General features: G+C 65.2%; 22 protein-coding genes. 10 read left to right on the forward strand and 12 right to left on the reverse strand.

Annotated features, from left to right (window positions below):
• Positions 1-120: 120 nt before the first annotated feature.
• Positions 121-870 carry an HAD family phosphatase gene (locus QFZ70_RS15770; protein WP_307096940.1) on the reverse strand — a complete coding sequence of 250 codons (750 nt, stop codon included), beginning with the start codon at positions 868-870 and terminating at the stop codon, positions 121-123.
• Positions 871-1,259: 389 nt separating this feature from the next.
• Positions 1,260-1,898: an alpha/beta hydrolase gene (locus QFZ70_RS15775; RefSeq protein WP_307096941.1), complete on the reverse strand. Its 639-nt coding sequence runs from the start codon at positions 1,896-1,898 to the stop codon at positions 1,260-1,262.
• A 197-nt stretch (positions 1,899-2,095) separates the two neighbouring features.
• Here QFZ70_RS15775 and QFZ70_RS15780 point away from each other — a divergent pair, with 197 nt between their 5' ends.
• From QFZ70_RS15780 to QFZ70_RS15800, 5 genes are all read left to right on the forward strand, one after another.
• Positions 2,096-2,359 carry a DUF6458 family protein gene (locus QFZ70_RS15780; RefSeq protein WP_307096943.1) on the forward strand — a complete coding sequence of 88 codons (264 nt, stop codon included), beginning with the start codon at positions 2,096-2,098 and terminating at the stop codon, positions 2,357-2,359.
• A 219-nt stretch (positions 2,360-2,578) separates the two neighbouring features.
• Positions 2,579-3,385 (forward strand): DeoR/GlpR family DNA-binding transcription regulator, encoded by an 807-nt coding sequence (locus QFZ70_RS15785; RefSeq protein ID WP_307097907.1) that lies wholly within the window; start codon positions 2,579-2,581, stop codon positions 3,383-3,385.
• A complete protein-coding gene (locus QFZ70_RS15790) occupies positions 3,382-4,377 on the forward strand; it encodes a 1-phosphofructokinase family hexose kinase (protein WP_307096944.1) in 996 nt (331 codons plus the stop codon). Before QFZ70_RS15785 ends, QFZ70_RS15790 begins: the two co-directional genes overlap by 4 nt.
• Positions 4,378-4,379: 2 nt before the next feature.
• Positions 4,380-6,464, forward strand: a complete 2,085-nt coding sequence (locus tag QFZ70_RS15795) for a fructose-specific PTS transporter subunit EIIC (RefSeq protein ID WP_307096945.1) — start codon at positions 4,380-4,382, stop codon at positions 6,462-6,464.
• Positions 6,465-6,529: 65 nt separating this feature from the next.
• Positions 6,530-6,808, forward strand: coding sequence for an HPr family phosphocarrier protein (locus QFZ70_RS15800; protein ID WP_104043337.1), 279 nt, complete (start codon positions 6,530-6,532; stop codon positions 6,806-6,808).
• A 131-nt stretch (positions 6,809-6,939) separates the two neighbouring features.
• On the opposite strand, the gene QFZ70_RS15805 is transcribed toward QFZ70_RS15800, so the two are convergent.
• The gene (locus QFZ70_RS15805) at positions 6,940-7,797 is read right to left on the reverse strand and encodes a class I SAM-dependent methyltransferase (RefSeq protein WP_307096947.1); all 858 of its coding nucleotides are present in this window, start codon (positions 7,795-7,797) and stop codon (positions 6,940-6,942) included.
• A 270-nt stretch (positions 7,798-8,067) separates the two neighbouring features.
• Positions 8,068-9,198: a Ku protein gene (locus QFZ70_RS15810; RefSeq protein WP_307096949.1), complete on the reverse strand. Its 1,131-nt coding sequence runs from the start codon at positions 9,196-9,198 to the stop codon at positions 8,068-8,070.
• A 40-nt stretch (positions 9,199-9,238) separates the two neighbouring features.
• Between QFZ70_RS15810 and QFZ70_RS15815 the strand changes: the two genes are divergently transcribed.
• Positions 9,239-11,728, forward strand: coding sequence for an ATP-dependent DNA ligase (locus QFZ70_RS15815; RefSeq protein ID WP_307096950.1), 2,490 nt, complete (start codon positions 9,239-9,241; stop codon positions 11,726-11,728).
• A gap of 101 nt (positions 11,729-11,829) precedes the next feature.
• Here QFZ70_RS15815 and QFZ70_RS15820 read toward each other — a convergent pair whose 3' ends face one another.
• Complete coding sequence (locus QFZ70_RS15820) at positions 11,830-12,090, reverse strand: hypothetical protein (RefSeq protein ID WP_307096952.1); 261 nt, start codon at positions 12,088-12,090, stop codon at positions 11,830-11,832.
• Positions 12,091-12,625: 535 nt separating this feature from the next.
• On the opposite strand from QFZ70_RS15820, the gene QFZ70_RS15825 reads away from it, so the two are divergent.
• On the forward strand, positions 12,626-14,239 hold the full coding sequence (locus QFZ70_RS15825) for an MFS transporter (RefSeq protein WP_307096953.1): 1,614 nt from the start codon (positions 12,626-12,628) through the stop codon (positions 14,237-14,239).
• A 249-nt stretch (positions 14,240-14,488) separates the two neighbouring features.
• Positions 14,489-15,580, forward strand: coding sequence for an FUSC family protein (locus QFZ70_RS15830; protein ID WP_307096954.1), 1,092 nt, complete (start codon positions 14,489-14,491; stop codon positions 15,578-15,580).
• Here the strand turns inward: QFZ70_RS15830 and QFZ70_RS15835 are convergent.
• From QFZ70_RS15835 to QFZ70_RS15855, 5 genes are read right to left on the reverse strand one after another with little or no spacing between them, the layout of a single operon-like run.
• Positions 15,548-16,321, reverse strand: a complete 774-nt coding sequence (locus QFZ70_RS15835) for an SDR family oxidoreductase (RefSeq protein WP_307096956.1) — start codon at positions 16,319-16,321, stop codon at positions 15,548-15,550. The two genes, QFZ70_RS15830 and QFZ70_RS15835, sit on opposite strands and share 33 nt — an antisense overlap.
• Before the next feature lie 34 nt (positions 16,322-16,355).
• Positions 16,356-18,212, reverse strand: a complete 1,857-nt coding sequence (locus tag QFZ70_RS15840) for an IucA/IucC family siderophore biosynthesis protein (protein ID WP_307096957.1) — start codon at positions 18,210-18,212, stop codon at positions 16,356-16,358.
• Positions 18,209-18,775, reverse strand: a complete 567-nt coding sequence (locus QFZ70_RS15845; RefSeq protein WP_307096958.1) for a GNAT family N-acetyltransferase — start codon at positions 18,773-18,775, stop codon at positions 18,209-18,211. The genes QFZ70_RS15840 and QFZ70_RS15845 overlap by 4 nt, the downstream gene beginning before the upstream one ends.
• Positions 18,772-20,139 (reverse strand): lysine N(6)-hydroxylase/L-ornithine N(5)-oxygenase family protein, encoded by a 1,368-nt coding sequence (locus QFZ70_RS15850; protein WP_307096960.1) that lies wholly within the window; start codon positions 20,137-20,139, stop codon positions 18,772-18,774. The genes QFZ70_RS15845 and QFZ70_RS15850 overlap by 4 nt, the downstream gene beginning before the upstream one ends.
• Positions 20,136-21,698 carry an aspartate aminotransferase family protein gene (locus QFZ70_RS15855; protein WP_307096961.1) on the reverse strand — a complete coding sequence of 521 codons (1,563 nt, stop codon included), beginning with the start codon at positions 21,696-21,698 and terminating at the stop codon, positions 20,136-20,138. Before QFZ70_RS15855 ends, QFZ70_RS15850 begins: the two co-directional genes overlap by 4 nt.
• Before the next feature lie 398 nt (positions 21,699-22,096).
• On the opposite strand from QFZ70_RS15855, the gene QFZ70_RS15860 reads away from it, so the two are divergent.
• Complete coding sequence (locus QFZ70_RS15860; RefSeq protein ID WP_307096962.1) at positions 22,097-22,354, forward strand: hypothetical protein; 258 nt, start codon at positions 22,097-22,099, stop codon at positions 22,352-22,354.
• A gap of 204 nt (positions 22,355-22,558) precedes the next feature.
• The gene (locus QFZ70_RS15865; RefSeq protein WP_307096964.1) at positions 22,559-22,870 is read left to right on the forward strand and encodes a hypothetical protein; all 312 of its coding nucleotides are present in this window, start codon (positions 22,559-22,561) and stop codon (positions 22,868-22,870) included.
• A gap of 63 nt (positions 22,871-22,933) precedes the next feature.
• Here the strand turns inward: QFZ70_RS15865 and QFZ70_RS15870 are convergent, their stop codons facing one another.
• Together QFZ70_RS15870 and QFZ70_RS15875 are read right to left on the reverse strand one after the other, a co-directional pair.
• Positions 22,934-23,830 (reverse strand): NAD(P)/FAD-dependent oxidoreductase, encoded by an 897-nt coding sequence (locus tag QFZ70_RS15870; protein WP_307096966.1) that lies wholly within the window; start codon positions 23,828-23,830, stop codon positions 22,934-22,936.
• A gap of 168 nt (positions 23,831-23,998) precedes the next feature.
• Positions 23,999-24,352 (reverse strand): GNAT family N-acetyltransferase, encoded by a 354-nt coding sequence (locus QFZ70_RS15875; RefSeq protein ID WP_307096968.1) that lies wholly within the window; start codon positions 24,350-24,352, stop codon positions 23,999-24,001.
• Between the last annotated feature and the right edge of the window lie 80 nt (positions 24,353-24,432).

Here is a 24,432-nt window from a genome sequence, read left to right on the forward strand (position 1 = left end):
GTGCGAGGGGCGGTGCTGCCGGCCGGGGCGTGCCGGGAGGTTGAGGGACTTCGGATGCTGCCGGGGAAAGCAGCGGACGGCTGCCGGGGGAAGGCTGCCTTGGGGAGACTTGCGGGGTTGCTAGAGAAGCTCGTCGAGCTCGTTGACCACCACGGTGGCTCCGGCGTCGAGCAGGGTCTTCCGCCCGGCGCCGCGGTCCACCCCGACTACGGAGTGGAAGGAGCCCGCGTTTCCGGCCTGCACGCCGGAGACGGCGTCCTCCACCACCACGCATTCCTCACTGGGCAGGTCCAGCAGCGTCGCGGCGTATTCGTACGTAGCGGGGCTGGGTTTGCCGGGCAGGCCTTCCCTGGCTGCCACCACGCCGTCCACCACCACCGGGAAGTAGCTGCTGAGACCGGCGGCTGCAAGGACGGCAGGAGCGTTGCGGGAGGAAGAGACGACGGCGACCTTCAATCCCCGATCCAGCACGGCTTCAAGGAAGCGCACGGAACCCGCGAAAGGCTCGACGCCCGCGCTCACGATGTCATTGAAAATCCCGTTCTTCCGGTTGCCCAGGCCCTGCACCGTGATGTTGGCGGGGTCGTCGTCGGTGGGACCCTCGGGGAGCACTATCCCGCGCGAGGCCAGGAAGTCCCGGACACCGTCGAAGCGCGGCTTACCGTCGATGTGGTCGAAATAGTCGCTTTCGCTGTAGGCGGCAACCTGCGGCTGCAATGCGAGGTAGCTTTCAAAAAGTTCCTGCCAGGCCTGCTCGTGCACGGTGGCTGTGGGGGTCAGCACGCCGTCAAGATCGAAAAGGATGGCAGAGGCGCCGGCCCAAGCGGAGAGCGCAGGGGTTCGTTGGTCGGTAGCCAGTTTTTCAGTCATCAGCGGTGCGGTGTCCTTTCAGGACGGCGGGCAGCCCCGAAGGCGGGATGCTTGGGAGTGGGGAGGCCTCGATGCCCTGACGAACTGCAGGCAGCCGTGGGCGCGGGAAGTGCGGCGGCCATAAGCTTGCTGATCGTTCTACTCCATCATGAACGTGTTGTGCGCCACGGTACAAGCCAGCGGAACCTACGACGGGGACCGCAGCACCAAGGGCACCAGGCCGTTTCGGGCCGCAGTAAACCATCCGCACCGCGCTGCTCTCCTTGTCCGCCCAGTTCAGGGCCACAATAAAGGCCGAAGACGAGTGTAAGCGCTTACAAATTTGGCTGGCAACTGTTTTTTCCCGCGGCCGGAACTGTGATGGACTTCACAACCGCTAACCGGTCCAGCTACGTACCCGCAGGTCCGTTCGTCTTCAGCACGTAATGGCGCAGGAACGCACTGACGTCCACCATTTCCGTCTTGGACATCGCGTGGCCCATGCCCGGGTAGGTCCTGGCGGTGAGGAGCGTGTTGTTCTGGAGCCACTCCCCGGTGTAGGCGATCGCGTCTTCGTTGATAACCAGGTCGGCCTTGTCCCGCCCCCAGAAGAAGGGCGGCCTGGTGTCAAAGGATTCGGTAAGGGACAGCAACTCATTCTCGAGCACAAAACCTGAAAGCCCTACAACGGCCACATAATCCTTGGGGTGGAGGCGCAGCAGCGTGCTGGCCATCGCCATGCCCTGCGAATAACCAAGCAGGCTCACGCTGGTGTGCTGGCCCTTGACGGTGTTGATCCAGGTCTGGACAGCGCTCGAGGCCTTGATGACGTCGGCAAAGTCATTGGCGAGGAAGTAGTCCAGCAGGAACCAGCCGTAGTGGTCGCCAATGGCCATGGGAGCACGCAGGGCCGCGCAGGTGAATTCGGCCGGCAGGTACTCAAAGAGCCGGACCATGCGCGACTCATCCGTGCCGTAGCCGTGCATCATCACCAGCAACGGGGTGCCTGCCCGCTCGGCCTCGGGCTTGGACCACACAACTGTTTCCATCGCATCAGCCTAACTAGGCAGGCCGGGAAGGAGCCTGAAGCCGTGCCCAGCCGCCCACAGATGGGCCCGCTAAAAGTGCCGCCCCTGATCGTTGAATACGCCAACTCCGCGCTGTAGCGTGACGCGTGACGGACAGCATTCTTCAAAACCGTCATCGGGCTGCGCAGACGCCCTTCCGCCACGACAAGGAGCAACACATGAGAATCGGATCCTCCATCTTCCTCATCGCACTCGGCACCATCCTTGCCTGGGCGGTTGCCCCAGGGCTTATCCCCTTCGTCGACCAGGTGCTGGTTGGTTACATCCTGATCGCCGTCGGCGTCATCGGCCTGATCGCCTCGCTCATGCTCGCCTCGCCGGGCCGCAGCCGCAGCCGCAGGATCAGCGAAACCCGTTCAGTCGTGGACCCCAACACCGGCGAGCGCATCACCCGGAATGAAAGCCGCGACGGCGGATTGTAGCCAGGCAGGAAAACTGCCGTGAACCCGACAAAGCCGGGCTGGACCACCGTGGTCCGGCCCGGCTTCTTCTTTCCCGCCCCGGGTTTAAGGTCGGAAGCCGTTCATTTTGTTTCGTGTTGGTTTCCATTGACAAACCAACAGAACCAAAGATAAAGTCAAGTAACACAACATCATGTGATGCCAGTCACGCACCATCAAGCCTTACGCAACGGAGGGTATGTGTTCGCCGAGGAGCGCCAGCAAAAGATTGCCGAGCTTGTAGCCGGCACCGGCCGGGTCAGCGTGACCCTCCTGGCCGAGCGCTTCCGCATCACCACCGAAACCGTCCGCCGGGATCTTGCCACCCTCGAGAACGCCGGGACCGTCCGCCGCGTGCACGGCGGGGCCGTGGCGGCAGACCGCTTCAGCACCACAGAGGAAAGTGTCAACGAACGTGCCATCCAGCGTCCTGACCAGAAAATCCGGATCGCTGAAGCCGCTCTTGCCCTCATCCCCCGCAACTCCCCCGGCAGCGTCCTAATCGACGGCGGCACCACCACCGAAGTTCTGGCGGACCTGCTCTCCCGGCGGACCGCCGTCGAGCCTTCCGATCCCACGGACGCGCACGCAGAACTGGTGGCCATCACCCACGCAGTCCCTATCGCCGGCAAACTGTCCAGCGTCCCCGGCATTGCCCTCGAAGTCCTGGGCGGTCGGGTCCGCGGGCTCACGCAGGTTGCCGTAGGCCAGGGCACCGTGGACGCAGCCCACAGGCTCCGGCCTGACATTGCCTTTATCGGCACCAACGGCATCCACGCATCGTTCGGCCTGAGCACTCCCGATCCCGAAGAAGCCGCCGTCAAGGCAGCTTTTGTCCGTTCGGCCCGCCGCATTGTGGTGCTGGCCGACTCCTCCAAGCTGGACACGGAAACCCTGGTCCAGTTCGCCTCCCTGAAAGATCTGGACACCTTGATTACAGACAGCGAACCCGGACCGGAACTTGCAGCCGCCCTTGAAGAAGCCGGCGTAGACGTGGTGATCGCATGATCGTCACCTTTACGGCCAACCCCAGCCTGGACCGGACGGTGGCCCTCCCCGGCCCCCTGGAACGGGGCGAAGTGCAGCGCGCCGTCTCCGTCAGCCAGGAATCCGGCGGCAAGGGCGTCAACGTCTCCCGCGCCCTCGTGGCTTCGGGCCTCGAGTCCGTCGCCGTACTCCCGGGCGCGGACAGCGATCCCGTGCTGGCCGGCCTGCGTGCGAGCGGGGTGCCCTTCGTTTCCCTCCCCATCAATGAGCCGCTCCGCACCAACGTGGCGCTCACCGAGCCGGGCGGAGTGACCACCAAGATCAACGAGCCCGGCCCGCTGCTCGACGCGGACCAGCAGGAAGCCCTGATGAAGCTGCTGTTGGAGAGTTCCCGCGGTGCCAGCTGGGTAGTCCTGGCCGGATCGCTTCCCCCGGGCTTCCCCGCCGACTTCTACGCCACCGTGGCCCGCCGGCTCCGCTCCGCGGGAAACGGAAACGCTCCCCAAATTGCCGTGGACTCTTCCGGCGCCCCTCTTGCCGCCGCTGTCTCCAGCGGCGAGGCAGGAAATGGTTCGGGAAAACCGGACCTCCTCAAACCCAACGCCGAAGAACTGGCGGAACTGGCTGCTGCAGCCGGCTTCGCCTCCCCGGCCACCGCTGACGAACTGGAAGCGGACCCGGCTGCTGCCGCAGCGGCAGCCGCCGCCGTCGTACGTTCCGGTGTGGGTGCTGTGCTGGCAACTCTCGGATCCAAGGGAGCTGTCCTGGTAACGGCCGACGGCGCGTGGCTGGCCACGCATCCGCCGGTCGCCGCGGTCAGTACCGTCGGAGCGGGCGATTCTGCCCTTGCCGGCTACCTGCTCGCCCACGGCCAGGGCGCCGCCCCGGCCGACTGCCTTCGCCAGGCGGTGGCCCACGGTGCCGCCGCCGCCTCCCTGCCGGGTTCCACTGTCCCGGCAGTCCACCAAACCACACCGGATGCCGTAACCATCACGGCCCTTCGAAAGGATTGACAGTGACCCAGCTCATCACCACGGAACTGGTCGACCTCGACCAGAACCTGGGCAACTCCCCCGAGACGGTGATCCGGCACCTTGCAAGCAAAGTAGCTGCCACCGGACGCGCGTCAGAAGTTGAAGGCCTCTTTGCGGACGCCTTCGCCCGAGAGCAGAAGACTGCCACGGGCATTCCCGGCGGCATCGCCATTCCCCACTGCCGCTCTGCTGCAGTGACGGAACCTACCCTGGCCATGGCCCGCCTTGACCCCAAGGTGGACTTCGGCGCCAAGGACGGCCCGGCAGACCTGATCTTCTTCATCGCAGCCCCGGACGGCGCGGACCAGCAGCACCTGAAGCTGCTGTCCAAGCTCGCCAGGTCCCTGATCAAGAAGGACTTCACCGCAGCCCTGCGCAACGCCTCTTCCCGTGAGGAGATCGTGGAACTGGTGGACGGAGCACTCGCCGACAAGCCCGCTGCCCATGCAGCGCCGGTTTCGGCAGATACGGCCGGCGCGGGCTCGAACGCCGGAGCTTCGGCGGTTTCAGCAGACTCAGCTTCGGCAGGCTCAACCACCGGATCGGGACCCAAGCGGCTCGTTGCCGTGACCGCGTGCCCCACCGGCATCGCCCACACCTACATGGCCGCTGATTCCCTGGTGGCAGCAGCCCAGGAAGCAGGCGTCGACCTGCAGGTGGAAACCCAGGGCTCCTCCGGCGCCAAGCCGCTGGACCCCGCCGTCATCGCCGCCGCAGATGCCGTGATCTTCGCGGTGGACGTGGACGTGCGCGGCAAGGAACGCTTTGCCGGCAAGCCCGTCATCAATGCGCCGGTAAAGCGCGGTATCGATGAGCCCGCCAAGATGGTCCAGGAAGCGCTGGCCGCCGCGGACAACCCGAATGCCCGCCGCGTCCCGCACTTCGGCGCGGAGGAACAGGCTGAGCACGACGCCGAGGAAAAGGGCGAGCACATCGGCCAGAAGCTGAAGCGTGCCCTGCTGACCGGCGTCAGCTACATGATTCCGTTCGTTGCCGGCGGCGGCCTGCTGATTGCCCTCGGCTTCCTGCTGGGCGGCTACCTCATCACAGATTTCGCGGACACCATCGTGACCACGAACAACTTCTTCAACCTGCCCACGGAATACCCGGAACAGGCCGTCGGCCCGCTGGGTGCCTACCTCGGCGCGGTGCTGTTCAAGATCGGCGCCCTGTCGATGAGCTTCCTGGTTCCCGCGCTGGCGGGCTACATCGCCTACGCGATAGCGGACCGACCCGGCATCGCCCCCGGCTTTGTTGCCGGTGCGGTAGCCGGATTCATGGGTGCCGGCTTCCTCGGCGGCATTGTCGGCGGCCTGCTGGCGGGCTACATGGCGCACCTGATTGGAACCTGGTCTGTCCCCCGCTGGCTTCGCGGCCTGATGCCGGTGGTCATCATCCCACTGCTGGCCTCAATTTTCGCTTCCGGCCTGATGTTCCTGGTTCTTGGCGGACCAATCGTTGCGCTCACTGCAGGGTTGAACGGATGGCTGTCGGGCCTTACCGGCGCCAGCGCCATCGTCTTGGGCGTCATTCTGGGCCTCATGATGTGCTTCGACCTGGGCGGCCCTGTCAACAAGGTCGCTTACGCATTCGCCGTCGCCGGTCTTGGTGCCGCAACGCTGGACAACCAGGCGCCGTGGCAGATCATGGCAACGGTCATGGCCGCCGGCATGGTGCCGCCGTTGGCCATGGCCCTGGCGTCAACGGTCCTGGACAAGAAGCGTTTCAGCCTGGCTGAGCGTGAAAACGGAAAGGCAGCATGGCTGCTGGGAGCATCCTTCATCTCCGAAGGCGCCATCCCCTTCGCAGCAGCAGACCCGCTGCGGGTTATCCCCGCCAGCATGCTGGGCGGCGCGGTGACGGGTGCTATTACGATGGCAGCCGGTGTCGGTTCCAAAGCACCCCACGGCGGCATCTTCGTCTTCTTCGCAATCGACAACTTCATCATGTTCGTCATTGCGATCGCGGTTGGTACGGTAATCACCGCCCTGGCCGTGGTGGCCCTCAAGCGCTGGGCAGCCCCCAAGACCACTGCTACGGTGGAAACCGTCCCAGCAACGGTCTGACCCGCTTCACCTACTACCTGTCCGGCACTGAACACCCAGCCTGCCGAAAGCCATAAGGAGCAAAAATGCCAGAACGCACCGCAACCGTCGCCAGCCGCGTTGGCCTGCACGCCCGCCCTGCCGCCATCTTCGCGGAGGCAGCCGGCGAGTTCGACCTGGACATCACCATCGCCCGTGAAGGTGAGCCGGCCGATGAGGCCATGGATGCCGCCAGCATCCTTTCCCTCATGAGCCTTGGCGCATCACACGGCGACGTTGTGGTGCTCCGGGCCGAAGGCGACGGCGCTGACACGGCGCTGGAGCGCCTGGTCCAGATCCTGGAAACGGATCACGACGCCGAGTAACAGCACAGCTGCTGAGGCAGCACTGCTGAGGAGGCACTGAGCAGAGCGGCCGCCGTCGGGCCTCCCCACTGAGGGGAACGCCCGACGGCGGCCGCTCGCTTTAAGCGTCAGCCGAGGACGTGGCTACGTAATCACCCGGCATTGCCCTTGGCTTTTTTGGCCGTAAACAGCAGGTACTCCCACTCCATATGGAACGGGGTATCACCGTGGGCGTCGCCAAACGACTCCGCCAGTTCCGTCAAAGCCCTGTCCAAGTCCTTCACCTTGTCCCCGTCCTCGGCAATGAACTTATAGACCGAGATGGTGGGGCCGTAGTGGGACTTGAAGTAGCGGACAAAATCCTCCGGTTGGTGGAAACTGCGGACCCCCAGGGTCTTTTTCCGGGCCTGGGCTTCGGTGATCCTGTCGCCAAAGAGTTCGCGCACGTGGTCCTCGCTCCCCCACAGCGGTGCGGGCTGGGCACCCGGCGGCGGCGGCGGGGCAAACGGCTTCAGGGTGGCGAACATCCTGCCGATGAACCCTTCAGGAGTCCAGTTGAGGAGCCCGATGGTGCCACCCGGTTTGCAGACGCGCAGGAGCTCGTCGGCTGCGGGCTGGTGGTGGGGCGCGAACATCACGCCGAGGCAGGACATCACGGTATCGAACTCATCATCGGCGAAAGGCAGGGCTTCTGCGTCGCCTTCCTTCCATTCCAGCTCCACGCCACGGTCCGCTGCCTGGTGGCGGCCGGCGTCAAACAATTCGGGCGTGAGGTCGCTGGCCACCACCTTCGCACCCATCATGGCCGCGGGGATGGCCGCATTTCCTGCCCCTGCGGCGACGTCCAGGACCCGCTGGCGTGAGTTGACGCCGCAGGCTTCCACCAGGATGGCTCCCAATTCGGGGAGCAATTCACCGGCGAGCGCCGGGTAGTCCCCTGACGCCCACATGGCCCTGTGCTTCTGCTTGAGCGCCCGGTCCGCCTCCAGGACATCTGTTTGGTCTGTCATGACTGTGCCTCTCTCTACTGTGATGGTTCGTCAGTGAGTGAACAGCGCGCTGCGGGCACAGCGGAGGCTGCGATGCGACTCATTGTGAACTCGCCGAAGTCAACTGTAAAGACGGGCCGCAAAGAGGGGAGCCCCAAGACGGCAGGCGTAAAGACTCTGCTGCAGGCAGCCCGGCTGCGAAGCGGTACCGACTACCGGAAAGCAAGCAGGCTTAGTAGTTTCATACTCATGGCATTAACCCACCGAACAGGCGCCGCAGGCTCCGGTCCATTACGCCGGCTTCCGCGCCCTGGTGCCGGTTGCCTTGCTGGTGGTGCTTTTGGCGGCAGGTTTGGCCGCGGTCTTACCCGCCGTGGACTTCGCTGCAGCGGACTTGGTGTCGGTGGACTTTTCCGTGCTGGTCTTTGCCGTGCTGGTCTTTGTGCCGGTCGACTTCGCGGCGGTGGACTTGCTGGCGGACCGGGCCGCCGTGGATTTCGTGTCGGCAGACTTACTCCCCGTCTGTTTGGTGGCCGCAGCCCTCTTGCGCGCCGGCTTGGCGCCTTCTTCCTCGTCGTCGCCGGACTCGGCCGAGTCTTCGTCGCCCGAGCCTGCGGCGGAAGCATCGGATCCGCCTCCGCGCTTCCGGTCCAGGCTCCGTTTCAGTGCTTCCATCAGGTCAATGACCTCGCCCTTGCCGCCCTCGCCGGCTTCCACGCCAAACGTTTCGTCGGTATCAAGGGAGTCGCCCTGTTCGAGTTTGGCCTCGATGAGCTGGCGCAGCTGCACCTGGTAGTCATCGGTGAAGTGGGCGGGGTCGAAGTCGGCTGCCATGGACTCCACCAGGGCCGCGGACATGTCGCGTTCCTGCGCGGAGATCTTGATATCCGCCTCCAGGGAAGGGAAGTTGGCTTCGCGTACCTCGTCAGGCCAGAGCAGGGACTGGAGGACCAAGGTGTCGTCCTTGATCCGCAAGGCACCCAGCCGGGTCTTCTCGCGCAGCGCGAACTGGACGATAGCCACCCGGTCCGTGTCCTCCAGCGCCCGGCGCAGCAGCACGTAGGCCTTGGGCGATTTCGAGTCCGGCTCGAGGTAGTAGCTCTTCTCGAACATCATGGGTTCAAGCTGCTCGGACGGGACGAACTGCACCACCTCGATCTCGTGGCTGTTCTCCGCCGGAATGGCCTTGAGCTCGTCCTTGGCAAGGATGACGGTCCGGCCGTCCTCCTCGTAGGCCTTCTCAATATCCGAATAATCAATGACCTGGCTGCAAACTTCGCACCTGCGCTGGTAGCGGATACGGCCGCCGTCGGCGTTGTGGACCTGGTGCAGACTGATGTCATGATCTTCGGTGGCGCTGTAGACCTTCACGGGTACGTTGACCAGGCCAAACGCGATGGCACCTTTCCAGATGGCTCTCATTCCCTAAGTCAACATCACGCAGCCCCGGAGGTGAAGCCCTATGGCCGCAGCTAAGGAGCGTGTCCGGGTTGCGGGCCGGGAATTGACCCTCACCAACCTGGGCAAGGTCATCTACCCGGAGACCGGCACCACCAAGGCCGACGTATTGGCTTACTACGCCGCGGTGGCCCGTGTCCTGATCCCCGCTGCTGCCGACAGGCCGGCTACCAGGAAGCGGTGGGTCAACGGCGTGGGCACCGCGGAGAAGCCGGGCGAGGTGTTCTTCCAGAAGAACCTCGAGGACTCTGCCCCGGGCTGGCTGCCGCGTGCCGCCATCACGCACAAGGACCGGACCATCCACTATCCGATGGTCAACGACCCCGCCACGCTCACGTGGTTCGGCCAGATCAACTCGCTGGAAATTCACGTTCCCCAGTGGCAGGTGGATTCACACGGCAACCAGCTGAACCCTGACCGGCTGGTGCTGGACCTGGACCCCGGCGAAGGTGCGGGCCTGGAGGAGTGCGTTGAGGTGGCGCTCCTGGCCCGCTCCATCCTCGAGGACGTGGGCATGGATCCGGTCCCGGTAACCAGCGGCAGCAAAGGCATCCACCTGTACGCCGCACTGGACCGAAGCCAGAGCTCCGACCAAATTTCCGCATTCGCCCGCGAGTTGGCGCGGGCACTGGAGGCGGACCACCCTGACCTGGCGGTCAGCGACATGAAGAAGACCCTTCGCAAAGGCAAGGTGCTGGTGGATTGGAGCCAGAACAATGCGGCCAAAACCACCATCGTTCCGTATTCGCTCCGAGGCCGCCCCACCCCTATGGTTGCTGCGCCCCGGACTTGGCAGGAGATCAGCACTCCGGGCCTTCGGCACCTGGACTACCAGGAGGTGCTGCGGAGGGTGCAGGACGGCACGGAGCCGTTCGCTGCCGTCGTCCGCGCCTCCCGCCCCAACGCGGACGCCCCTGACAAGGATGACGACGGCGACCCGCGGCTGGGCAAATACCGCTCCATGCGCGACCCGAAAAAGACGCCTGAGCCCTTTGCCGGCGCGGAGGGCAGCGGGGACAGCTTTGTCATCCAGGAGCACCATGCCAGCCGGCTGCACTTCGACCTGCGACTGGAGCACGACGGCGTCCTTGTGTCCTGGGCCTTGCCCAAGGGGGTTCCCGAAACCGGTGGCAAGAACCACCTGGCGGTCCAGACCGAGGACCACCCGCTGGACTACCTCACTTTTCACGGCACCATCCCCAAAGGTGAGTACGGCGCCGGTGAGATGACCATCTGGGACACCGGCACCTATGAACTGCACAAGTGGATCAACGGCAGGGAAGTCATCGTCACCCTCACAGGTTCCGAGGGTGGCGGCTTGGGCGGCACCCGGAAGTTCGCGCTGATCCATACCGGCCGCGGGCAGGGCAGGGACTCCGAAGGCCAGTGGCTCATACACCTCATGGACAAGGACCATCCGAGCAGCAGGCACCATTCCGTGCCAGTACCGGATGACGGGCCGGAGGAAGCCGCGGAGCCGGAAGAGGAAGCCGAAGAGCCATCCCAAGTTCCGCCGTCGCCCGCCCCTTCGGCGTCACCCGAGGATTTCGGCCCCATGATGGCCACGTCAGGGACGATGGCGGACCTCCAGGGCAGCAACTGGCAGTTCGAACTCAAGTGGGACGGGATACGCGCCCTCCTCGTCGCCGACGAGGAGATAGTCAGGATCTTCAGCCGCAACGGGAACGACGTCAGCAAGACCTACCCCGAGTTCACGGACAGGGACAGCTGGCCGCCCCAGCCGTTTGTCGCGGACGGCGAGATCATCGCCGTCGGACCTTCAGGCCGGCCGGACTTTGGGCTGCTCCAGGGACGCATGAAACTCACCCGGCCCGGCGATGTGGCCAAAGCACGCAGGGCCATCCCGGTCCGGCTGATGCTGTTTGACCTGCTGTACGACGGCGGGACCGACCTCCGCAGGTTGCCCCTCATCAAGCGCCGCCAGCGTTTGGAGCAGTTCTTCAGCCCGTCCGACAGCCCGGTGGACCTTTCCACGGTCCTCGAGGACCGGGTGGAGCACATCCTGGAGAGCGCGCAGGAACTGGGCCTCGAGGGCGTGATGGCCAAGCGCACCGACAGCCGGTACGTGAGCGGCCGGCGCACGCGGACCTGGATCAAGCTCAAGCTCGACCAGACCCAGGAGGTGGTGGTGGGCGGCTGGCGGCCCGGCAAGGGCGCCCGCCAGGACTCGGTGGGGTCGCTGCTGGTAGGCATCCCGGACGGCCGGAACCTGCGCTACGTGGGCAGGGTGGGCAGCGGTTTCAGTTTCCGCGAGCTGACGGAACTCCGGCAGACCGTGGACCGTCTCGCCCGAAAAACGTCCCCCTTCCAGGATGTTCCGCGCGAGGACTCGGCGGACGCGCACTGGGTAACCCCGCAGCTTGTTGGCGAAGTGACGTACAGCGAATGGACCGGGACGGGGCGGCTCCGCCATCCGGTCTGGCGCGGCTGGCGGCTGGACAAGGACCCGGCCGAGGTGGTCCGGGAAGGCTGACCGGGACTCGACCATTCCCCCTCGGCGCAGAAATTACCTGGCGACCACCTAATAACGGGGCCGCCAGGTAACCTGCGTGTCGATTGTGATTTCGAGTTGCGCTAGGAGGAGTGCGGCATTTGCGGCCGGCCGGTGCGGTGAACCGCTGTCACGGCTGCCCCCTGCCCCATCCAGCCGTGGCTGGAACCACGTTCCCTGGGATGCCGCCGTTTCCCGTTGCCGTCCGGCCAGGTCCGCTGGCCGTTCGTCCCCATCGGGGACAGCGGGGCCGCTGCACCAGGCATGTCGGGGGCTTCCATTGCCTCCGCCAGGTGATCCGCCAACTCCGGCGCTATGTGTTTTCCAGTGTTTTCGTCAGCCATTGTTCTTCCTTTCCGCAGTGAAATGAAGTGCTAAAAATAGAGGCCCACATCGGGCCTTCCGCAACAGAAGGAGCGGCCGGCAGTGGCCTGGCCGCGGGCGCGCGCCTACTTGAAAGAAAGTGTTCCCATGGCACAACCATAGGGAAGCGCAGGGCACCTGTGAACCCCTTGGAGCAGCAGCGGCTGCAAGTAAGAACGACGGCGGCCCCGGCCGGGTCATGCGGGTTAGCTGCGGGACGGCGCAGAAGCCGTGGGCGGCGTCACTATTCCGCGCAGATACGGGGCAAAAGAGGGTTTCGGACGTCCAAAAGGAAAAAGATTCGGTAACGATGGCGCCGGGGGTCACCGATCCCAGTGCTGGCGCGGGAAAAGCCGGGAAAGAAGTTTCCGGGAACCGGCAGTTGAGGGCCATTAAAAGGGGTAACCCTACGGCATCAGGCACACCCGTGCCATGGCATTCGCGTAAAATTGAAGGCCTGCCCGGAGCGGGGCAGCTACAAGTCGCAAGCAAATGACCTCCACGGGAGTTACCCAAATGCCCACAGACCGAAGCATCACCGACTCTTCCGCAGGCGATTACAACGCCTCCGGAACCGACCCAGTTTCACCCCCCGGCACCCCAGCCTCGGCTGCCAGGGGTCCGCGGAAGCCGAATATCCTGAAGCGCCGCCGGCTCAAGGAGTCGGACGTCAACGTTGTCAACCAGCCCATGCTGAAAAAGGCCCTCGGCGGAACCATCGTCGGCAACACCATGGAATGGTACGACGTTGGCGTGTTCGGCTACCTCATCACCACCATGGGACCCGTCTTCCTGCCGGAGTCCGACCCCACCACCCAGACGCTCTTCCTGCTGGGGACCTTCGCCGCAACGTTTATCGCCCGCCCCCTCGGCGGCGTGATCTTCGGCTGGCTCGGCGACAAGATGGGCCGCCAGAAGATCCTGGCCACCACGCTGATGATCATGGCGGCAAGCACCTTCGCCATCGGGCTCCTTCCCGGTTACGCCCAGATCGGGCTGTGGGCAGCAGGCCTGCTGGTGCTGCTGAAGATCGTCCAGGGCTTTTCCACGGGTGGCGAATACGCCGGCGCCACTACGTTCGTCAGCGAGTACGCCCCGGACAAGCGACGCGGTTTCTTCGCCAGCTTCCTGGATATGGGCAGCTACTTTGGCTTCGCCCTCGGCGCGGCACTGGTGTCCGCCCTGCAGCTGACCCTCGGCCAGGCGGCCATGGAAGAGTGGGGCTGGCGAATTCCGTTCCTGGTTGCCGGTCCCCTGGGCCTGATCGCCGTCTACTTCCGGAGCAAGATCGAGGAGTCTCCCCAATTCCAGGCAACCCTGGACGCACAGGAAGACCTTGCCAAGCACGCCGCCGCCTCGGATGACGCCACGGTCAAGGGCCCGGTGGGAATCGTGAAGGCTTACTGGCGCTCAATCATCGTGGCGATGATCCTGGTTGCGGCAGCCAACACCGCCGGTTACGCCCTCACCTCCTACATGCCCACATACCTCACGGAGTCCAAGGGCTACGACGAGGTGCACGGCACGCTGCTGACCATCCCCGTACTGGTGGTCATGAGCCTCTGCATCCCGCTCACCGGAAAGTTGTCCGACCGGATTGGCCGGCGCCCTGTCCTGTGGATCGGAGCGCTGAGTACGGTTGTCCTGGCAACCCCGGCCTTCCTGCTGATCGGCATCGGCGAAATCTGGTCCACGCTGGCCGGCCTTTCCCTGATCGCGTTCCCGGTGACGTTCTACGTGGCCAACCTGGCCTCCGCACTCCCGGCCCAGTTCCCCACGTCCAGCCGCTACGGCGCCATGGGCATCGCCTACAACTTCTCCGTGGCAATCTTCGGCGGAACGACCCCGTTCATCGTGGCAGCCCTCATCAGTGCCACCGGCAACGACATGATGCCGGCCTACTACCTGATGGGCACGTCCCTGGTGGGTGCCGTCGCCATTTACTTCCTGAAGGAGTCGGCCCAGCGCCCGCTGCCAGGCTCCATGCCCAGCGTGGACACCCAGGCAGAGGCCCGCGAGCTGGTGGCCACACAGGATGAGAACCCGCTGATCGATCTTGACGAACTGCCGTTCGAGACCCAGGACATCACGGATTCGAGTTCTGCCGGAAAGGCTCCCGCCCAGGTCTAGCCGCGCAACCAGGCAGGCGACAGCACCCAGGCAGTCCCCCACCGGGGAGGCCTTGTAGCAACGCTCCCGGCCCGTTCTGCGCAGCTTCTGCGGAAGCTGCGCAGAACGGGCCTTTGCCTTGCCACCTCAGGCCTTGCCGCCATGTTCATTTATGTCCTGTGGCCGCCCGGGAATGGCCCGGATGGAGCTGCCGGTGATACGTTCCGAAAGGCCCGGAAGGAACTCAGTGACAAGCAGGGACGGTGCACCATGAAGCTACTTGTGGAGCAGGTGCGCGCCCTTCATCGGCTGGAGCCGGCCAACCGGGACCACCTCGCAGCACTGCGGGTAGCCATCAGCGTTGCAGTGCCCTCGCTCCTGCTCCTGGCGGCAGGCCACACCGACCTCATCATGTATGCCGTCTTCGGTGCCCTGACCGGCATGTACGGCCGCTCGGAACCGCACCAGCTCCGCCTCCGGCACCAGGCCCAGGCCGCGGTAGTCCTGCTCGGCGGGGTTGCTGTCGGCCTGTTCCTGTCCGTCAACCACCTGCACTCGTGGTGGCTCGTCGCCGTCGAAGCAGTGCTGGCCGGCGTCGGATCGGTGTTCGCGGACCGGGTCCGGCTCAAACCCAACGGGCCCTTCTTCGGCGTCCTTGCGCTCGGAGCCTGCGCCTCGGTACCTATGGAGGTTCCCTGGCAGGTCGCCATGCTCATCGCCGCAGGGTCGGCCGCCTTCTCCCTACTGGTGGGCTTCGGCGGCTGGATCCGCCACAGGTCCTGGCAGCGCGGGGCCGTCCGGAGCGCTCCTGCCGAACAGCCCGCCGGCCGCCCTGAGTTGCTGATGCACGCTGCCCGGTACGTCCTCGCTGTCGGCGCCGCGGGAACGGTCGGGGTCCTGTCCGGCAGCGGCCACCCGCACTGGGCCATGGCAGCCGCGGCCGTGCCTCTCGCCGGCGCCGACCTCCCCAGCAGCGTCCGGCGCGGGATCCACCGCATTGTGGGGACGTTCGTGGGGCTGGCGGTCACAGCCGCGGTCATCATGCCCGGCCCGTGGTCCCTGGCAGGGCTGTTCCCCGGCCGGCAAGCCGTGCTGCTGGCACTGCTGGTGATCCTGTTCCAGTTCACCACCGAGTTGTTTATGGCCCGTCATTACGGCCTGGCCATGGTCTCCTTTACGCCGGTGATCCTCCTGATGACCCAGCTCGCCGACCCCATCGACCCCGCAGTCCTGATTCTGGAACGCGGCGTCGAGACGCTGGTGGGTGCATTGGTGGGAATCGCTGTGGTGGTTGCAGTGCGGCGGGCGGGTACGCGCAACCCTGCAGTTCTATTTGGGTTTGCGCGCCGGTCCCGCCACTAACCGTGCCGGCGCCACCCTCGCCAGCGCCGCCACTGCCTTGTACCGCTTGGACGGGATGGACACCGCTTTGCCCCGCTCGTTGTCCGCCAGGCCCTCCCGCACTACCCGCTCAGCGTTCAGCCAGGCCCATGACGGCGCCACGGACTTGTCCATTCCCATCCGGTCGTGGAATTCGGTGTGGGTAAAGCCTGGGCATACCGCGGTGACCTTGATGCCGCGCGGGCGGTAGGTGAGGTTGGCCCAGCGGCTGAAGCTCACCAGCCACGCCTTCGCCGCGGAGTAAGTTCCCCTGGGCAGGAACGCGGCGATGCTCGCCACGTTGATGATCCGGCCGCTGCCCCGCTCCAGCATGCCCTTCAGCGCAGCATGGGTGAGCTCCATGGCCGTCTCGCCATGCAGCTTCAGGTGCTTCTTCTCCTCCGAGATGGGGTTGTCCTCGAAATTGTGCAGCAGCCCGATCCCTGCGTTGTTGACCAGGATCCCCACCGGCCGCTGCGGTTCGGACAGGCGTCTGACGACGGCGGCCACGCCGGCGTCGTCCGTCAGGTCCGCGGGCAGCACCTCGGCCGTGATTCCGTAGCGCTGTTCCAAGCCCGCCGCTGTTTCCTCGAGGCGGGCCCGGTTCCGCGCCACCAGCACCAGGTTGCACCCTTTGGCCGCGAGCTGCCGTGCGAACTCGGAACCCAGGCCTGCACTGGCACCGGTGATAAGGGCTGTGGTTGCGGCGATGTCTGCAGTCATGCTGCCAGCCTAGCCACCGGTGTCCTGTCCTGGGTTATTGCCCCGCGAACCTCGCCAACGGGTTCGCCAGGCGCCCGGCCATCTGCAGCCCGCCGGAAGGATCCGCCAAATCCAGCATCTGCTGGTTGTTGCGCAGCTGCAGCCTGTTGAGGCAGGACAGCTCAAAGTCTGCGGTAAAGAGGTCATGCCGTGAAAACTGGTCGGCCAGCCCGGGATGCTGTGCCTGGTAGTCCTTGATGGCGGCAGCAGCTGTGCGCCAGAACTCCTCCTGCCTCAGCTTTCCGTCCTCCTCGAGGAGCGCGGCCAGGAAGCGGAAGATGCAGTCGAAGACGTCAGTGAATATGGCCAGCACCTTCTCGTCGTCCGGAATGTCCGCCTTGATCCGTGACACCTCTTCGGGCAGGTCCAGCCTGTCTCCCATGACCACAATTTCCTCCGCGATGTCCTTCATGATGGCGCGGACCGGCACGCCATCCTCGAGGACAAGGATGACGTTCTCGCCGTGCGGCATAAAGGCCAGTTCGTACTGGTACAGGCAGTGCACCAGCGGAACCAGGTACGCCTCGAAGTACCGCCGCAACCACTGCTCCGGCGCCAGCCCCGAGCGTTCGATGAGGGCGGAAACCATCGACGTGCCCTCGGAGTCCACGTGCAGGAGCGACGCCATGGTGGCCAACTGCTGCCCGTCCTGCAGGAGCGGCAGCGGGCTCTCGCGCCACAGCGCGGACAGCATCTTCCGGTATGGCGAGCCGTTGGTTGACCCGGCCTCGTAGTACCCGTTGTGGTAGCCAATGGCGGCGATTTCGCCGATCATGGTGAACCCGCGTGACTGGAGTGCGCCGTCCGCCTCGATCAGGTTCCGCAGCCAGTCGTTGATGGCCGGGGTCGCCTTCATGTACTGCGGCGACAACCCACGCATAAAACCCATGTTCAGCACGGACAAGGCAGTCTTGACGTAGTGGCGGTCCGGAACACTGGTGTTGAAGAACGTACGGATGGACTGCTGCGCCTGGTAGCTGTCCGTCCCGGTGCCCAGGTGGACGATGCGCTGCCGGGCGATCTCCGCGGCGAACGTCACGGTGAGCTTGTTCTCCCACTGCCACGGGTGCACCGGCATCAGGAAGTACTGGTCCGGGTCCCGGCCCAGCACCTGCAATCCGGCGGCGAAATGGCCCAGCAATGCGCCGAGTTCGGCCTTCAGGTGGGCCTGGTAGTCCAGCCCCGCGCTGGACGTAAAGACGGCGTGGCTGCGGTGCACGGCGATCCATTCAAGCTGCACTAGAGCGCCCGTTTCGGGGGCGAAGGCGCGGTAGTCGTTGAGGCCGAAGCCCAGGCGTCCGTTGTTGGCCACAAAGCAAGGGTGGCCCTCGGTCATGCTCCGCTCGATGGCCTGGAAGTCGACCGCGCGGTCCAGTCCGCCGGTGACCCCCGCCGCCAGTTCGGCGGCCGACGGCTGGCCGGCCCACTGCTTGTAGGCGTGGCTCGCCAGGGTGCTGCTGATCTCCTCGAGGTACACGGGGAGCATCTGGAGGTTGATGCCAAGGGTGCCCGAGAACGCCGTAATGAACTCGAGCGCGTCCAGCGGCGCTTCGGTGCCGTGCAGGAAGTACCGGACGGAATCGGCGTCGACGGACCAATGGTCGAGTTCGAGGACCCGTGCGCTGAAACGGTACTCATGCGTGCCGTCGTCGCTCCGCACCCGGTAGCTGCCCGGCTCTTCAGCGACCGGTTCCGGGGCAAGGATCCGCTCGTGCGAGAACTCCGCGAGCGCCTTGCGGAGCAGGTGCCGGTTTGCCCTGTCCCACCGGTCGCCGGTGAGGTGGGGTGCGGCAGCTGCGGGGGCAAGGTCCGTGGCGGGGGCAGGAGTGGAGGATTCGAGGTGGATGGTCATAGTGCGGCTTCCTGGAGGGTGGTACGGGTGAGGGGCAAGGCCGCGCGGGCGGCGAGGTAGTCATCGCGGCTGCAGAAGCTCAGCAGCGCGTCCTTATCCGGCAGGGTGACTACCCCGGCGAATTGGAAGCCCAGCCGCTCATTGAGGGCGTGGATTTTGGTGTTGCCCGCATCCGGTTCCACCACGACGCGGTCCACTCCGGGCTTGGCGAACAGCCGGTCCAGGACTGCGTCCATGACAGCGGTGGTGTAACCAGGTTCAGGCCCTTCCGCCGGCGGCGCCACCAACAGGTGCATGCCCAGGTCCCCGGGGAGGACGGGGTAGACCGGCGCCAGCGGTGAGAACGCTGGAAGGTATTCCTCCATCAGGAAGGCGGGGACGCCGTCGTCGAGCCCCAGCAATGCGTGGTGGTGGCCGTTGGTTTGGATTTTTGTGTACTCCTCCACCACGTCGTCCACACTCGCGGACAGCATGCCCCAGAACGCGGCGTAGGGTTGAGTTACCCAGGCGTGGAGGAGCGGCGCGTCGGCTTCTGGGTCGAGGCAGCGGAACGTGAACCTCACGCCGGCACCCCTGTTCCAGCCTCTGACACCGTCTCAAAGACCCCCAGGTCTGCCGGCGCGCCGAACTGCTGGAAGGCGATGCTGCGCTCCACCGGGTATACCTCGCGGCCGGTGATCTCCCGCAGGATGCAGGAGTTGCGGTAAGCGCCCATGCCCAGGTCCGGGGTGACGAATCCGTGGGTGTGCAGCTCCGCGTTCTGGACGAAGATTTCTCCGGGTTCGACGCCGGTGCTGTAGTTCCGGTCCACGGCGAACCTCCCGGCGGCGTCCCGGGCGATCCGGTCCTGGATGCCGGCCAGGAAGCCTGGTTCCTGGTAGCCATAACCGGTGGCCAGCACCACCGCTTCGCTGTCCAGCGTGTAGGACGTGCCCTGCTCCCCGTGTTCCAGGTGCAGGGTGTGGGTTTCCGCTTCCGGGTTCCAGTGGGCGGCAGTCAGGGTCGAATGCGTCAGCAGCCGGGTGTCCACCATGCCGGAGATGCTCTTGGTGTAAAGCAGGTCGTAGATGGCGTCGATCAGGTCGGAGTTGATGCCCTTGTAGAGGTTCTTCTGGGTCTTGTTGAGGTGGTCGCGCTGGTGCTGCGGGAGGCCGTGAAAGTAGTCCACGTACTCGGGGGAGGTCATCTCGAGGGTGAGCTTGGTGTATTCCAGCGGGAAGAAGCGGCCGGAGCGGGTCACCCAGTTCAGCTGGTAGCCGTGCGCGTCCGATTCCTGCAGCAGCTCGCAGTAGATCTCGGCGGCACTCTGGCCACTGCCGAGGATGGTGATGCTCCGCTGCTGCTGCAGTTCCGCCTTCCGGGCCAAATAATCGGCGTTATGGATAACCACTCCCCCGCCACCGGCTGCCGCTTGGGCCAGAATTCCTGCCGCGGCCTCCGGCACGTACGGGGAGGTGCCGGTGCCCAGCACCAGCCGCCGCGCCAGCAGCACCCCAGGCCCTTCCGGGCCGGAGACGGAAAGCCGGTACACGCCGTCGCGGTACGTCACGTCCAGCACAACTGTGCCAAAACGCACGGCGGGCAGCTGCCCGGCCACCCACTGGCAGTACTGGTTGTACTCGGCACGCAGCGGATAAAAGTTCTCCCGGATGTAAAAGCGGTACAGCCGGCCGGTCTGCTTGAGGAAGTTCAGGAACGAGTAGGGCGAGGTGGGGTCGGCCATGGTGACGAGATCGGCCATGAAGGGGACTTGGAGGTGGGCGGGTTCCAGCATCATTCCGGGGTGCCAGTCAAAGGCTTCCCGGCGCTCCAGAAAGATGCCGTTCACTCCTTCCACCGGCTCCGCAAGTGCGGCGAGCCCCAAATTGAAGGGCCCGACGCCGACGGCAGCGAAGTCGTAAATCCTGCTGTTGGTGGAGGTGCTCACGCGGATACCTCGCGCTGCAGCAGACCCGCGCCGGTGCGGCGCAGAAGGGAGACGATCCCGGCAATATCCTCAAGGGTGGCCTCGGCGTTGAGAAGGGTGAACTTGAGATAGTGGCGCCCTCCCACTGTCGTCCCGGCAACCACAGCTTTCCCGGAGGCGAAGACGGCGGCACGGATGGCCGGGTTCAGGGCATCGGCGGCGTCTTCGGAGAGGCGCCCGCCGGATTCCAAGCGTGGCCGGTACCGGAAGACGAGGGTGCTGAGCTGGGGCGGTGCGGCCAGTTCGAAATCGTCCTCGGCGGCGAGGAGCGAGCCGACGCGGGCGGCAAGGTCTATGGCTTCATCGAACAGGGCGCCGACCGCCTCCGCGCCCATAATGCGAAGGGTCAGCCAGAGCTTCAGCCCATCAAAGCGCCGGGTGGTCTGGATGCTTTTGTCCACCTGGTTGGGGATCTCGGCAAGGGCGGCGCTTTCCGGGTTGAGGTAGTCCGCGTAGTAGGTGATGTGGCGGAGCATGGTGCGGTCGCGGACCAGCAATGCGCTGGAACTGACCGGCTGGAAGAAGGTTTTGTGGAAGTCCACGGTTACCGAATCGGCCAGCCCAATTCCGTCCAGGAGGTGGCGGTAGCGGCCGGAAACCATCAGGCCGCCGCCGTACGCGGCGTCGATGTGGAACCAGGCGCCGTAGGCCCGGGCCAGTGCGGCGAGCTCTGCGAGCGGGTCCACCGCGCCGAAGTCTGTAGTCCCGGCGGTGGCGACAACCGCCATGGGCGACAGGCCGGCGTCGTGCGCTTCCGCCATGGCCTCCGCGAGGGAGGCAGGGTCCATGCGGTGGTCAGGCGTGCAGGGAACGGTGATGACGGCGTCGAACCCCAGGCCCAGCATGGATGCCGACTTCTGGATGCTGAAGTGGCTGTCCTCGGAAGTAAAGATCCGTAGTGTGTCCAGCAGGGCCGGGAGCCGGAGGTCGCTCCGGGACGGGTCCTGCCGGAGCCCGGCCACTGCGTGGTTGCGTGCGATCAGCAGGGCCTGGAGGTTGGACTGGCTGCCGCCGGATGTAAAAATGCCGTCGGCATCGCTTCCCAGGTGCAGCCTTTCCGCGGCCCAGTCGACGAGACGGCGTTCAATCATGGTGGCACCTGCGCTCTGGTCCCAGGTATCCATCGATGAGTTCACCGCGGACAGGATGGCCTCACCCACCAACGCCGGAATCACCACGGGGCAGTTCAGGTGCGCCGCGTACTTGGCGTCGTGGAAGTAGACCGCGTCGCGCAGGTAAACGTCTTCGAGTTCCTGCAGCGCGGCAGCCGTGTCCGGCAGGGGCGTTTCGAGGTCAACCGCCGCTACCCGCGCCTTCAACTCCGTAGGTGCGACGCCGGTGAACGGCCGTGTGCCCCGCTCCAGTTTGGTGGCAACGGTTGTGACACCCTGCAGGACCTGTGCCACGTAGCGGGGTGAATTGCGCGCGTTGAAGAGGTGGTTAGTGGCTCCGAGGGCGAGTTCCACGCGCGAACCGAAGTCCTGGCCCGACGGCTCGGGGTTATTTGGTGGGGAGTCCATTTGTAACTCGTCAAGACGGGGCATCAGGGGCACGGTTTTCCTTCGGTCGGTCGGCGATCATCCAAGTGCAAAGGCAAGCCTTACTTAGGACACCCTTTTAATCAAACTTTTGTGATGTATTGGTCCCATGGGTTCTAATTTCGGCCATATATTGCCTCACGGGCCGTCATTGACTGGCAGTCGGAGCCACTGCTCCCGCAGAATGTCCCCCCACGCATGCCCGACCGTGTGACAAGACAACGCGGGGTGCCAGCGCTAGGGTTGGGCTACCAGCAGCCACGGCTGCGTATTGCTGCGCATCAATTGGGGGAAACGTGGAGCAGTCAGGAAGCGCGGTCGGATTCCGGGAAGTGGACCAAGACGGAAACCCGGTTAGCGAGAAGCTGCAGTCTGCAGCGGTGGAAAATTCGACAGGCGTGGGTCGCTTCGGCATCAACCCGTTCATTGTGGTTCTATGGCCAATGGCTGCCGTGCTGATCGGCGGCGGCCTCGCGGCGCTCCTCAACGCCAACCTGGCACTGGGACCGTCGAGCGGAGAAATGCCGCTGGCTTTCATGGTTTTCACCCTTGCACCGCATGCAATTCTGGGCGGCATCATCGCCGTCATCGGACTGCTGCTGTGGCACGCAACCCAGTGGCAGCGCCGGCGCGGCTAGGGGCGGCCGCCAGCGGAACCGTCCGGCACGAATAGCCGGCATCTGCTGCAGACCGGGCCAAGCCGCATGTGTCATGGGCCACACGCCGATTTGCCCAGCCATTAGTAAGCATGCTTAGGTTATGTAGTAAATGAACCTCCGCAAGCAGTCGCGGCGGTGCTGCCAACGCCGGCAGCACCGTGAAGAAGCCCAAGGACGACCATCATGACCAGCGTTACAGAAAACCAGCCAGGGGCTCCTGCGGAGCACGAAGCAGGAGCAGAAGCCTCATTGAGCTTCATCCGTCCGGTGGATGCGGGGCTGCTGGTCACCCTGAATTCACGGATGCATTGCCGTGCCCCCATGCAGCTGGTGGATCCGGACGCCACGCCGCTGCACCAGCCCGTCCACGTTGACAGTGCCCAGGTCATTGCGGTGAGCGCCGGCTCCCCGACCGCCAGCGTTGACACCTACCGCTGCGGCTGCGGTTTCACCATCGATGTCCCGGTAGCCAGCCTGCACGCCCTGGCGAGCTAACGGGCAACGGGAGCCCTGGCGGCTTCCACCGCCAGGCGCGTATCCTCCAGGACCAAGTCCGCGTTAATGGCGGCGGCAGCCTTCAGCCCGGCAGCCGCCGCAGTCATGACCTGGGCGGAAACGTCGGTGGCATTGCCGGCGGCCCAGACTCCCGGGCAGGACGTGCGCCCCGATTCGTCCGTCGCCAGGCGCGTGCCCCGGCCCCTCTTCCAGATCATCAGGCTCCAGCCCCAGGGCTTGGAGCATGTTGGCCTTGCTGACGGTTTCGGGGCTGACCACCAGCACTTCCAGCGGTACTGCCGATCCGTCGTCGAGCGTAACCGCCGTGAGCTTGTCGTCCTGGCTTACCAGCCCGCGGACCCGGCCCTCAATGACCTTGACGGACCGTGCGTCCAGCTGTTCCGATTGGCCCGGGCTGAGCGCCAGTTCGCCGTTGAGCAGGAGGGTCACGTCCGGGCTCCACTGCCGGAAGGTCAGGGCGTGGAGAACCGCGTGGGCGTCGGAGGCCAGCACTCCCACCTTTTGGTTTCGGATTTCCCAGCCATGGCAATAAGGGCAGTAGAGCACATCCCGCCCCCAGCGGTCGGCCACCCCCGGCAGGTCGGGGAGCTCATCTTGAATTCCGGAGGTGATGAGCAGCCGGCGGGCGGTGCAGGTTGTGCCGTCGTCGAGCGAGAGTACGAAGTTGTCGCCGTCGCGCGTGGCGGACTTCACCTCACCGGCGATGGCTTCCCCGCCGTACTCTGCCAGTTCTTCCCGTCCGGCAGCCAGGAGTTCCCTGGGACTCATACCCTCACGGGTAAGGAAACCGTGCACGCCTTCTGCGGGCAGGTTCCTTTGCCCACCGGCGTCGATCACTATTACGGACCGCAAGGCCCTGGCGAGGGCAACCCCTGCACTGAGCCCGGCAGGCCCGCCGCCGATGACAGCCACGTCAAACAGTTGTTCCTGGTGATTCATCCCGGATTCCTTCCCGGTGCGCTGCGCCCTTAGACAGGGCGCGGATTCACAATGCGTGCGCCCTCTGCAAGACCGCGCCCAGGAAAGGTACCCGGCGCTGCCGCACAATAACGCGCAACCCGGTCCGTGGGCAGGAATTGTTTTCTTTGCGGTTGCTGGTGCCGCCCCTTAAGCTCCCGAGCCGTTCCTCGCCGGGCTGTCGGGCCAGTCCACGCACTGCTCGTAGCCCTCGTGCTGGCGAAGGTAGCCCGCAATGAAGGGGCAGTGCGGGATGATCCGTTTTCCCGCTGCCACCACGTCATCCAGCGCGAAGTGGGCAAGGACCTTGCCCAGGCCCTGGCCCTCAAAGCCCGGCGACGTCTCGGTGTGGCTGAAGTCGATATGGCCGGGAAGGTCCCGGTAGAAGGACTGGACGGCGAGTTTGCCGCCCACATGCAGCTCGTAGCGGTGATGCGCGTCGTTGCGCCTCAGCGAGACGTCGGGGGTGAACTTATCCTCGGTGGACATCGTGTTCTCGGTCATGGTTCGACACTGGCACTACTTCACCCCGCTGGCAATGCCCCGGCTTACCCTTCACCATCAGCACAGCAAGAAGGGAGGCC

The sequence above is a fragment of the Arthrobacter sp. V1I9 genome, from assembly GCF_030817075.1.
In the GTDB taxonomy this organism is placed as follows: domain Bacteria; phylum Actinomycetota; class Actinomycetes; order Actinomycetales; family Micrococcaceae; genus Arthrobacter.

What these genes read in the sequence shown, in the direction of transcription:
- QFZ70_RS15800 (WP_104043337.1), top strand. Translation starts at nt 6,530, where the DNA reads ATGCCAGAACGCACCGCAACCGTCGCCAGCCGCGTTGGCCTGCACGCC.
- QFZ70_RS15775 (WP_307096941.1), bottom strand. Translation starts at nt 1,898, where the DNA reads ATGGAAACAGTTGTGTGGTCCAAGCCCGAGGCCGAGCGGGCAGGCACC.
- QFZ70_RS15830 (WP_307096954.1), top strand. Translation starts at nt 14,489, where the DNA reads ATGAAGCTACTTGTGGAGCAGGTGCGCGCCCTTCATCGGCTGGAGCCG.
- QFZ70_RS15790 (WP_307096944.1), top strand. Translation starts at nt 3,382, where the DNA reads ATGATCGTCACCTTTACGGCCAACCCCAGCCTGGACCGGACGGTGGCC.
- QFZ70_RS15870 (WP_307096966.1), bottom strand. Translation starts at nt 23,830, where the DNA reads ATGAATCACCAGGAACAACTGTTTGACGTGGCTGTCATCGGCGGCGGG.
- QFZ70_RS15875 (WP_307096968.1), bottom strand. Translation starts at nt 24,352, where the DNA reads ATGACCGAGAACACGATGTCCACCGAGGATAAGTTCACCCCCGACGTC.
- QFZ70_RS15805 (WP_307096947.1), bottom strand. Translation starts at nt 7,797, where the DNA reads ATGACAGACCAAACAGATGTCCTGGAGGCGGACCGGGCGCTCAAGCAG.
- QFZ70_RS15840 (WP_307096957.1), bottom strand. Translation starts at nt 18,212, where the DNA reads ATGACCATCCACCTCGAATCCTCCACTCCTGCCCCCGCCACGGACCTT.
- QFZ70_RS15835 (WP_307096956.1), bottom strand. Translation starts at nt 16,321, where the DNA reads ATGACTGCAGACATCGCCGCAACCACAGCCCTTATCACCGGTGCCAGT.
- QFZ70_RS15810 (WP_307096949.1), bottom strand. Translation starts at nt 9,198, where the DNA reads ATGAGAGCCATCTGGAAAGGTGCCATCGCGTTTGGCCTGGTCAACGTA.
- QFZ70_RS15815 (WP_307096950.1), top strand. Translation starts at nt 9,239, where the DNA reads ATGGCCGCAGCTAAGGAGCGTGTCCGGGTTGCGGGCCGGGAATTGACC.
- QFZ70_RS15855 (WP_307096961.1), bottom strand. Translation starts at nt 21,698, where the DNA reads ATGGACTCCCCACCAAATAACCCCGAGCCGTCGGGCCAGGACTTCGGT.
- QFZ70_RS15820 (WP_307096952.1), bottom strand. Translation starts at nt 12,090, where the DNA reads ATGGCTGACGAAAACACTGGAAAACACATAGCGCCGGAGTTGGCGGAT.
- QFZ70_RS15865 (WP_307096964.1), top strand. Translation starts at nt 22,559, where the DNA reads ATGACCAGCGTTACAGAAAACCAGCCAGGGGCTCCTGCGGAGCACGAA.
- QFZ70_RS15825 (WP_307096953.1), top strand. Translation starts at nt 12,626, where the DNA reads ATGCCCACAGACCGAAGCATCACCGACTCTTCCGCAGGCGATTACAAC.
- QFZ70_RS15770 (WP_307096940.1), bottom strand. Translation starts at nt 870, where the DNA reads ATGACTGAAAAACTGGCTACCGACCAACGAACCCCTGCGCTCTCCGCT.
- QFZ70_RS15780 (WP_307096943.1), top strand. Translation starts at nt 2,096, where the DNA reads ATGAGAATCGGATCCTCCATCTTCCTCATCGCACTCGGCACCATCCTT.